The organism is Brachybacterium sp. HMSC06H03 (genome assembly GCF_001807385.1).
Lineage (GTDB): Bacteria > Actinomycetota > Actinomycetes > Actinomycetales > Dermabacteraceae > Brachybacterium > Brachybacterium conglomeratum.
This window is the reverse complement of record NZ_KV788961.1, coordinates 21,694-30,821: the sequence shown is the minus strand read 5'-3', so window position 1 is coordinate 30,821 and position 9,128 is coordinate 21,694. Positions and strand designations below refer to the sequence as shown.

Here is a 9,128-nt window from a genome sequence, read left to right as displayed (position 1 = left end):
GGCCGACGGCCGGCTCCCGTCGCCGACGCCTCGCCGCCAAGCGTCGCCGCGCCGACCTCAAGCAGACCCGTCGGCAGCCGCGCGGCGACTGAGCAGAGGCGCAGGGCGGCGGTCGTGCTGCGGGGAGCGGGGCGGCGGCCGGGCGGCCCGCGCAGTGTCACTCCGGGTCTCGCGGGCAGGTGCCTGCCGTCCGGGATGGGACGGGTCGTCGCGGCTCGCAGGCTCCTCGCCTACTCTCGGCCCATGATCCGTCAGCTCATCGCACGCCTGTTCTGGGCGGTGTCGCCCTGGAGGCTCGTCGTCGAGCGCGTCCCGGACCGGCCCACGCTCTTCATCGGCGCCCCGCACACCTCCAACTGGGACTTCGTGCTCATGCTGGGGATCGCCTGGCGGCTGCGGATCAAGCTGCGCTGGCTGGGCAAACACGACCTGTTCACCGGCTGGAAGGGACCGGTGATGCGAACGCTCGGCGGCATCCCGGTGGACCGCCGCGACCCCGCCAAGGTGGTCGACGAGGTCACCGCCCTGGTCCGCACCGGCACGGTGTTCGGGCTGGTCATCACCCCGGACGGCACGCGCGGGGAGCACACGCACTGGAAGTCCGGCTTCTATCGGATCGCGCGCGCGACGGGGCTCCCGCTCACCCTCGGCTTCGTGGACCGCACCACCATGACCAGCGGGCTCGGCCCGATCATGGAGGTGACCGGGGACGTGCGCGCCGACATGGACCGCATCCGCGCCTTCTTCGCCGACAAGGCCGGCTTCGCCCCCGAGCGGCGGGTCGAGCCGAGGCTGCGCGAGGAGGATCTGCCGGAGGCGGACTGAGCCGTCGCGGCGGGGCCGGCCGACAGGACCACACCTGGACGCGGTGCGCTGGGGACCGACCGGACGCTGCGGACTACCGGGGCAGCCAGATCCACCCCTCGACCAGGGCGATCTCCCGCAGCGGGCCCGGCGGCGGGACGGCACGGCCGCGCGCGACCTCCCGGGCCATGAGCGCGGCGATCACCGCGTCCAGGACGTCGTCCTCCTCCACGCAGGCGGCGTCCCGGCCGGCCCAGTCCAGGCCGGGGAACCGCCCGCCGAGCGCCTCGGCCAGTCCGCGGCGCGCCGCGCGCCCGCCTGTGCCCTTGTAGCCGCGGTGCGGCAGACCCCACCGCCACAGCGCCGCCGCGGGGTAGACCTCGCAGATCCGCCCGTTCCCGTCGCGGGCGACGTCGATCCCCTCCTCCCGCAGCCGCGCCTCGATCCCGGCCCAGCGCAGCGCGGGATGGGCGATGCGGTCCGTGGAGACGCTCAGCGGGGTCAGGCCCGTGCGGGCGTGGACGGCACGGTCGGTCTCCCGCATCGCCAGTCCTCGACGCCACCCGTCCCCGGTCGACCCGGGCGGCGAGAGAGTCCCGGTCGCCTGGGCGGCGAGCAGCTCGACGAAGCGGCGCGGCCAGCCGACCGGCACATCGACCCCGACCTTCCCCGCGCCGCGCACCCTCTGCGCGATCAGGGCGTCGTCGACTCCGGTGCGCGCCTCCTCGAGCACGAGCGCGCCAGAGGCGGGATCCTGCTCGCGCAGCACCGCGAGCCCGGTGCGACGGTCCTGGGCGGCCAGATCGAGGCCGACATAGCGCGTGGGCATCCGCCCAGAATAGGGACCTCGCCCGTACCCTCGAGGGGTGACCGAGCCCACGCCGCACCGCCCCGTCCTCCGCCTGACACGGCGGGGCCGCCTCGTGCGCTCGGGGCTCGTGCTGCTCGTCGTGATCGCGCTGGCGCTGCTGCTCGTCTCGCTCGTGCGCGGGGCGGGCAGGTCGACGGAGCAGCAGGACGGCGGCACCGCCGCGGAGACCGCGGCCCCGGAGCGCGAGGAGACGCCCGCCGCCTCCGACGAGGGCGGCGGGAGCACGGCGGAGGACGACGCCCCCGCGGCGGAGCCGACCGGCGAAGAGGCCTCTGGCGAGGAGGCGACGCCGACCGACGACGCAGCGGAGCGGACCCCCGAGGCGGAGACCCAGGAGGCGGGCGGTGACGAGGAGATGGTGCGCAGCGGAACCGTCGGTGCCGGGACCTGGACCGTCGCCTCCGCGGCTCGGGACGCGCCGACCGAGGGCGTGCTGCGCACCTACGCGGTGCGAGTCGAGGACGGGATCGGGGTCGATGCCGAGGAGGCCGCGGAGGAGATCGCCGCCGTGCTCGCCGACGAGCGCGGCTGGCAGGGCCCGGCCGACGTCGTCTTCCACCGGGTCGCGGACCCGGCGGAGGCGAAGTTCACGATCTCGATCGGCTCCCCGCCCACGGTCGACGAGCTGTGCCTTCCGGCGAAGACCGGCGGGCTGTGGAGCTGCCGGATCGGGCCTGAGGTGGCGCTGAACTCCGACCGCTGGCTGCACGCGACCCCCACCTACGACGACCTCGCCGAGTACCGCGCGTACATGATCAACCACGAGGTGGGTCACTTCCTCGGCCACGGCCACGCCGCCTGCCCGGCCGAGGGCGCAACCGCCCCGGTCATGCTCCAGCAGTCCATCGACCTGCAGGGATGCACGCCGAACGCCTGGCCCGCCGGCGAGCAGGGCTGACAGGACCGGGCCACAGCCGCCGGACCTGGGAGCTGCGGAACCGTCCCCGCCGCCCGGAGCACGAGCGGGAATCCCGCGCCGAGGACGGGGGCCAGCCCCAGTGCCGTGGGGCCACGACCGCGCCTAGCCTCGCGGTCATGAACACCTTCTTCGCCACCCTCCGCGGCTTCCGCTTCCGCCGCGGCCCCCAGCGCATCCTCGGCGGCATCGCCGGTGGCCTCGCCGAGCTCACCGGACTGAACGTGTGGCTCATGCGCCTGCTCGTGCTCGCCTCCTTCCTGCTGCCCGTGCTCGGCGTCGGCGCGTATCTCGCGGTGTGGCTGCTGACCCCCTGGCAGGACGGCACGATCCCGCTCGAGCGTCTGCTCGACCGCGGCTGATCACCGGGCAGCATCGCTGGCTACGATGAGCGCACTGCGCCCCAGGGCGCCCTGCTCCGGAAGGTCCCCGATGCCCGATCGCTCCCGTCCCCTGCACCGCCTCGGCTTCCTGACCATCGGCCTGTTCGATCCGGCCGATCCCGCGGTCGGGCACGAGTCGACCCTGTCGCTCATCGAGCTCGGCGAGGAGCTCGGCCTCGACAGTGCCTGGCTGCGCCACCGACACCTGCAGTTCGGGATCTCCTCCCCGATCGCGGTGATGGCCGCGGCGAGCCAGCGCACCTCCCGCATCGAGCTGGGCACCGCGGTGACGCCGCTGGGCTGGGAGAACCCGCTGCGCCTCGCGGAGGACCTCGCGACCGTCGACGTGCTCTCCGGCGGCCGGATCAATCCCGGCGTCAGCGTCGGCACCCCGATGCAATACGACACCGTCAAGGACGCCCTCTACCCGGACACCGCCGAGGTCGAGGACTTCTCCAAGACCAGGGTGGAGCGTCTCGCGGGCCTGCTCGCCGGCGAGCGGGTGCGGGAGCTGGAGGGGAAGCAGGGCGTGGTCGAGGAGTACTCCGCCCGCGTCGAGCCCCACTCCCCCGGTCTGCGAGAGCGGCTCTGGTACGGCGCCGGGTCCCTCGACTCCGCTGTCTGGGCCGGGGAGCACGGCCTGCACCTGCTCTCCTCCAGCGTCCTCTTCCCCGGCCCCGACGAGGAGCCGGACTTCGCCGCGGTCCAGGCCGCACAGATCCGCGCCTTCCGTGCCGCGGGCGGCAGCCGCGCCTCGCAGGGCCTGGTCGTGATCCCCACCGACTCGGCCTCGGCCGCCCAGGCGGAGCGCTACCGCGCCTATGCCGCAGAGCGCCTGCCCCGGACCCGCGCCCCGCAGGGTCCGCGCCGGATGATGTTCGCCCCGGACCTGGTGGGCACGAGCGAGGAGATCGCCGAGCAGCTGTGGGCGCACGAGGGCTTCCGCGAGGTCGACGAGGTCGCCTTCGCGCTCCCCTTCAGCTTCGCCCACGAGGACTACGTGCAGATCCTCACCGACATCGCCACCCGGCTCGGACCGGCGCTCGGCTGGACCCCGGCTCGGGCCTGAGGGGCGACGAGCCGGGCGGCACGCCGCGCCGCGGCCCGTCGGCCGCTCCACCGATGCCGGCCGAGCCGTGAGACCCGCGCCGGCGTTTCGTCCTCGCGTCCGAGGGAGGAGCACGATGGAGGCATGCCCTCCCCCGTCGCCCCCGCCGCACCGTCCCGCCCGGCGCTGCCCTGGCTCGCCGCCGCCGCGGTGATGCTGCTCTGGGCGTCCTCCTTCATCGTCATCCGCTTCTCCGGTGCGCACCTCTCCCCCGGGGCGATGACGCTGCTGCGGATGGTGACCGCGGTGCTGGTGATGCTCCCGCTCGTGCTGACCGGGCGGGTGCGGACGCCGCGGAGCGGCAGGATATGGGCCGGCGTGCTCGCCTGGGGTGCGACCTGGTTCTGCGTGTACTCGGTGGCGCTCAACGCCTCGGAGCTGTTCCTGGATCCCGCGACCGCCGCGATGCTCGTGAACCTCGCGCCGCTGATCGTGGCCGTCGCCTCCGGCGTGCTGCTCGGCGAGGGGCTGTCCCTGCGGCTGCTCGTCGGCGTCGTGATCGCGCTGTGCGGGATCGGGCTGATCACCCTGGCCACCTCGACCGGGCACGTGGAGGGACCGGGGCTCGTGCTCGGGCTGCTCGCGGCCGTGCTCTACGCCGGCAGCGTGCTGGGGCAGAAGCCGCTGCTGGCCCACATCGACTCGACCTCGATGACCGTCGTCGGGATGACGGCGGGGATGCTGGCCTGCCTGCCCTTCGCCCCGCAGCTCGTCGCGGAGCTGGGCCGCGCCCCGGCCTCGGCGGTCGCGGCGGTCGTGTACATGGGCGTGCTGCCCACCGCGGCCGCCTTCCTGCTGTGGGGCTACGCCCTCACCCACACGCCGGCCGGGGTGCTCACCTCCTCCTCCCTGATCGTCCCAGCGATCACGGTGGTGCTCGCCTGGACGATCCTCGGCGAGGTGCCGCCGCCGCTCGCCGCGCTCGGCGGCGTGCTGTGCCTGACCGGCTCCGCGGTCGCGATCCTGCCCGCGATGCTCGCCTCCCTGCGCTCCCGGACGTGAGCGCAGCCACCCTCCTCACCTGCCCGACGGCGCGCGCGGTGCGGGGAGCGCACGGGCTCCACGGGGCGAGAGAAGCCACCTGCCCACTCCCTGCGCAGGTCAGGGCGATCCCGGGACGATCCCGGCAATCCCGCGCAGCTGCCTGACTGGTTCCTCACGAATCGTCCATGGAACTGGAGCATCCGACAATCCGTTCCTAGAGTCGTGCTCGGTCGGCGGCCAGGGACAACGTCCGCGCAGGAGCAGCGGTCCTCGCTCGCCGAGCCGGATCTCCCCGCCCGATCGCTCGTGCCGCGAGCGGTCATGTCCCGAGCGTCGACCGAGAGGATCGTGATGGCCGAGGCCCCGCCCGCCCCCAGCGCACAGAAGGAGGGAGGCGCCCGGCCCGCGCACTCCCGCGTGAACCTGCCGGTCTTCGTCGGCACCTCCGTGATCATCGTGGCGTTCGTGCTGTTCGCCGCGATCTGGCCCGGAGCCGCCGAGACCGCGATCTTCGGCTCGATGGCCTGGATCGCGACGAACTTCGGCTGGTACTACGTCCTGACCGCCGCGATCGTGGTCGTCTTCGTTCTGCTCGTGGCGCTCTCCCGCGTGGGCCGCACCCGGATGGGTCCGGATCATTCCGTGCCGAAGTACAACCTCTTCACCTGGGCGGCGATGCTCTTCGCGGCCGGCATCGGCGTGGACCTGATGTTCTTCGGCATCTCGGGCCCGGCCACGAACATCCTCACCCCGCCCGATGCGCCGGCGGGCTCCGACGAGGCCGCCCGGATGGCGACGATCTGGACGATCTTCCACTACGGCATCCCCGGGTGGGCGATGTACGCGCTGATGGGCATGGCCTTCGGCCTGTTCGCCTATCGGTACCACCTGCCGCTGTCGATCCGCTCGGCGCTCGCACCGATCTTCGGCCGGCGCATCCACGGCGCCGTCGGCCATGTCGCCGAGATCGGCTCGACGATCGGCACGATCTTCGGGATCTCCGTCTCCCTCGGCATCGGCGTGGTGTTCCTGAACTACGGGCTCTCCGCCCTGTTCGGGATCCCGAACTCGATCGCGGTGCAGATCGCTCTGATGGCGCTCGCGGTCGGCATCACGATCGTCTCGACCGTCTCCGGCGTCGACAAGGGCATCCGTCGCCTGTCCGAGCTCAACGTGCTGCTGGCGATCGCACTGATGCTGTGGGTGCTCTTCTCCGGGCAGACCCACCAGCTGCTCAACGCCCTCGTCCAGAACATCGGCGACTTCTTCTCCCGCTTCCCCGGGATGATGATGAACACCTTCGCCTACACCGACGGCGCCGCCGACTACCCCTCCGACCAGTGGATGGCGGACTGGACCCTGTTCTTCTGGGCGTGGTGGATCGCCTGGGCGCCCTTCGTGAGCCTGTTCCTGGCGCGCATCTCCCGTGGCCGCACCCTTCGCGAGTTCGTCGTCGGCGTGCTGCTGATCCCCTTCTCGTTCATCCTGCTGTGGGTGTCCATCTTCGGGAACGCCGCACTGAGCTTCGCAGGCGACGGAGACTTCCTCGACCTCGCCGTGAACCAGCCCGAGTCCGGCTTCTTCAACCTGCTCGAGCAGTACCCGGGCGCGCTCTTCACCGTCTCGCTCGCCGTGGTGACGGGATTGTTCTTCTACGTCACCTCCGCGGACTCCGGCTCGCTGGTGATGGCGAACATGACCTCGAAGGCCTCCACCACGGACTCCGACGGCCCGCCCTGGCTGCGGATCGTATGGGCCGTGATCACCGGCGCGCTCACCCTCGTGATGCTCTTCATCGACGGGGTGTACACCCTCCAGGCCGCGACCGTGGTGGTGGGCCTGCCGCTGTCGATCCTGATGTACCTGGTGATGTTCAGCCTGTGGAAGGTGCTGCGCACCGAGCAGATGAACCTCGACGCCCGCACCGCGGCCCTGCCCGGCGTGCTCACCTCCCGGGTGCGCGGCGGCGAGTCCCACGACCGCGTCCCGTGGCAGCAGCGCCTGCGCGGCCGCATGTCCTACGCCGACGAGGGCAGGGCCCGCGCCTTCGTGGCGGAGGTCGCGACCCCCGCCGTCGAGGAGGTCGCCTCGGAGCTGCGCGCCCTCGGCGCGGACGTCTCCTGCCATCGCGGCGAGCATCCCGACCACGGCGTGCCGTACATCGACCTGGTCGTCTCGTTCCCGCATGCCGAGGACTTCAAGTACCAGGCCTACCCGGTCGCGTACTCGGTGCCGAGCTTCGCCGCGAACCTCTCCACCGTGCGGGACGTCTACTACCGCATCGAGATCTTCTCGCGCACCGGCTCCCGCGGACGCGACATCATGGGGTACACGAAGGAGCAGGTCATCAGCGACGTCCTGGACGCCTACGACGCTCACATCATGTACCTGACGATGAGCGACGAGATCGGCACCGCCACCGGCACGATCCCTGTCACCGCCCCGGACACCTGGGACGACGCCGACCACGTCGACGCCGAGCCCGAAGGCGCCCAGGGCGAGGACCACCGGTCCGATGCGACCCAGCCCGACCAGCCCACCGACCCCGCCACCGCGCGGACGACGAAGGAGAACCATGACTGAGAGCCCCGCGACCCTGTTCATCGACGGCGCCTGGGTGCCGTCCTCCACCGGTGAGACCCGCACGATCACCTGTCCGGCCGACGGCACCGAGGTGGGCGTGGTCTCCGAGGCCGGCGCCGAGGACGTCGAGCGCGCGATCCTCGCCGCCCGCGCCGCCTTCGAGCGCGGCGAGTGGTCCGGCACCCCGGCCGCCCAGCGCGGCGACTTCCTGCTGCGCGTCGCGGACCGTCTGGCCGAGCGGAAGGACGAGTTCGCCCGCGCCGAGGCGCAGGACACCGGCAAGCGCCTGGTCGAGGCCGAGGGCGACATGGACGACATCGCCTCCTGCTTCCGCTACTTCGGGAAGATCGCCGACCAGGACCCGGGCCGTCTGGTCGACGCGGGCGATGCCGCGGTGATCTCCCGCGTGGTCCGCGAGCCCGTCGGCGTGTGCGGCATGATCACGCCGTGGAACTTCCCGCTGCTGCAGGGCGCGTGGAAGATCGCGCCCGCCCTCGCGGCCGGCAACGCCTTCGTGATCAAGCCCGCCGAGCTCACCCCGCACACCACGATGCTGATGATGGAGGTGCTCGACGAGCTCGGGCTCCCCAAGGGCGTGGCGAACCTGGTGCTCGGCGACGGCGGCACCGTCGGCGCCCCGCTGTCCTCCCACCCGGAGATCGACCTGGTCTCCTTCACGGGCGGCCTGGTCACCGGCCGGAAGATCGCCGAGTCCGCCGCGAAGGGGATCAAGAAGGTCGCCCTCGAGCTCGGCGGGAAGAACCCCAACGTCGTCTTCGCCGACGCGGACTACGAGGCGGCGCTCGACAACGCGCTGAACGCCGGCTTCCTCGACTCGGGCCTGGTGTGCTCGGCGGGCACGCGCCTGATCATCCACGAGTCCATCGCCGAGCGGTTCGTCGACGACCTCGTCGCCCGCGCCGAGGGCATCGTCATGGGCGGCCCGTTCGACGAGAGCGCCGAGACCGGTCCGCTGATCTCGAAGGCCCACCGCGAGAAGGTCACCGACTACGTGAAGCGCGGCGTCGAGGCCGGGGCGCGGCTGCGCACCGGCGGCCACTGGGGCGGCCCGGAGCACGAGAAGGGCTTCTTCTACGCCCCGACGGTGCTGGACCGCTGCACCCGGGACAACCCTGCCGTGATCGAGGAGGGCTTCGGCCCGGTGATCACGGTGGAGACCTTCTCCACCGAGCAGGAGGCGATCGAGATCGCCAACCACACCGAGTACGGCCTGGCCGGCGCGGTGTGGACCTCCGACGCGGGCACCGCGAACCGGGTCTCGCGCGCGCTGCGCCACGGCACGATCTGGATCAACGACTACCACCCCTACCTGCCGCAGGCGGAGTGGGGCGGCTTCAAGATGTCCGGGTTCGGGCGCGAGCTCGGCGCCACGGGTCTCGAGGAGTACACCGAGGCCAAGCACATCTACCAGAACACCGAGCCGGCCGCCTCCGGCTGGTTCCCCCGCAAGGACTGACC

The 9,128-nt window shown here is 72.4% G+C and carries 8 protein-coding genes; 7 read left to right on the top strand and 1 reads right to left on the bottom strand.

Translation table 11 applies throughout. The features are described 5' to 3' along the window. Positions 1–243 precede the first annotated feature (243 nt). Complete coding sequence (locus tag HMPREF3159_RS16240; protein ID WP_070502245.1) at positions 244–825, top strand: 1-acyl-sn-glycerol-3-phosphate acyltransferase; 582 nt, start codon at positions 244–246, stop codon at positions 823–825. 73 nt (positions 826–898) lie between these two features. Here HMPREF3159_RS16240 and HMPREF3159_RS16235 read toward each other — a convergent pair whose 3' ends face one another. Further along, entirely contained in the window at positions 899–1,633 is a 735-nt protein-coding gene (locus HMPREF3159_RS16235) for a DUF429 domain-containing protein (protein ID WP_070502243.1), read from the bottom strand. A gap of 37 nt (positions 1,634–1,670) precedes the next feature. Between HMPREF3159_RS16235 and HMPREF3159_RS16230 the strand changes: the two genes are divergently transcribed. The 6 genes from HMPREF3159_RS16230 to HMPREF3159_RS16205 all read left to right on the top strand — a co-directional run bounded on the left by HMPREF3159_RS16230 (position 1,671) and on the right by HMPREF3159_RS16205 (position 9,126). Further along, complete coding sequence (locus HMPREF3159_RS16230; protein WP_070502242.1) at positions 1,671–2,573, top strand: DUF3152 domain-containing protein; 903 nt, start codon at positions 1,671–1,673, stop codon at positions 2,571–2,573. Between the two features lie 137 nt (positions 2,574–2,710). Then, positions 2,711–2,953, top strand: a complete 243-nt coding sequence (locus tag HMPREF3159_RS16225; RefSeq protein WP_070502241.1) for a PspC domain-containing protein — start codon at positions 2,711–2,713, stop codon at positions 2,951–2,953. A gap of 70 nt (positions 2,954–3,023) precedes the next feature. After that, positions 3,024–4,043: an LLM class flavin-dependent oxidoreductase gene (locus tag HMPREF3159_RS16220; RefSeq protein WP_070502240.1), complete on the top strand. Its 1,020-nt coding sequence runs from the start codon at positions 3,024–3,026 to the stop codon at positions 4,041–4,043. A 123-nt stretch (positions 4,044–4,166) separates the two neighbouring features. Beyond that, the gene (locus tag HMPREF3159_RS16215; protein WP_070502239.1) at positions 4,167–5,084 is read left to right on the top strand and encodes a DMT family transporter; all 918 of its coding nucleotides are present in this window, start codon (positions 4,167–4,169) and stop codon (positions 5,082–5,084) included. 333 nt (positions 5,085–5,417) lie between these two features. Beyond that, positions 5,418–7,649, top strand: a complete 2,232-nt coding sequence (gene betT, locus HMPREF3159_RS16210) for a choline BCCT transporter BetT (RefSeq protein WP_070502238.1) — start codon at positions 5,418–5,420, stop codon at positions 7,647–7,649. Further along, complete coding sequence (locus tag HMPREF3159_RS16205; RefSeq protein ID WP_070502237.1) at positions 7,642–9,126, top strand: aldehyde dehydrogenase family protein; 1,485 nt, start codon at positions 7,642–7,644, stop codon at positions 9,124–9,126. Before betT ends, HMPREF3159_RS16205 begins: the two co-directional genes overlap by 8 nt. The last annotated feature ends 2 nt before the right edge of the window (positions 9,127–9,128 follow it).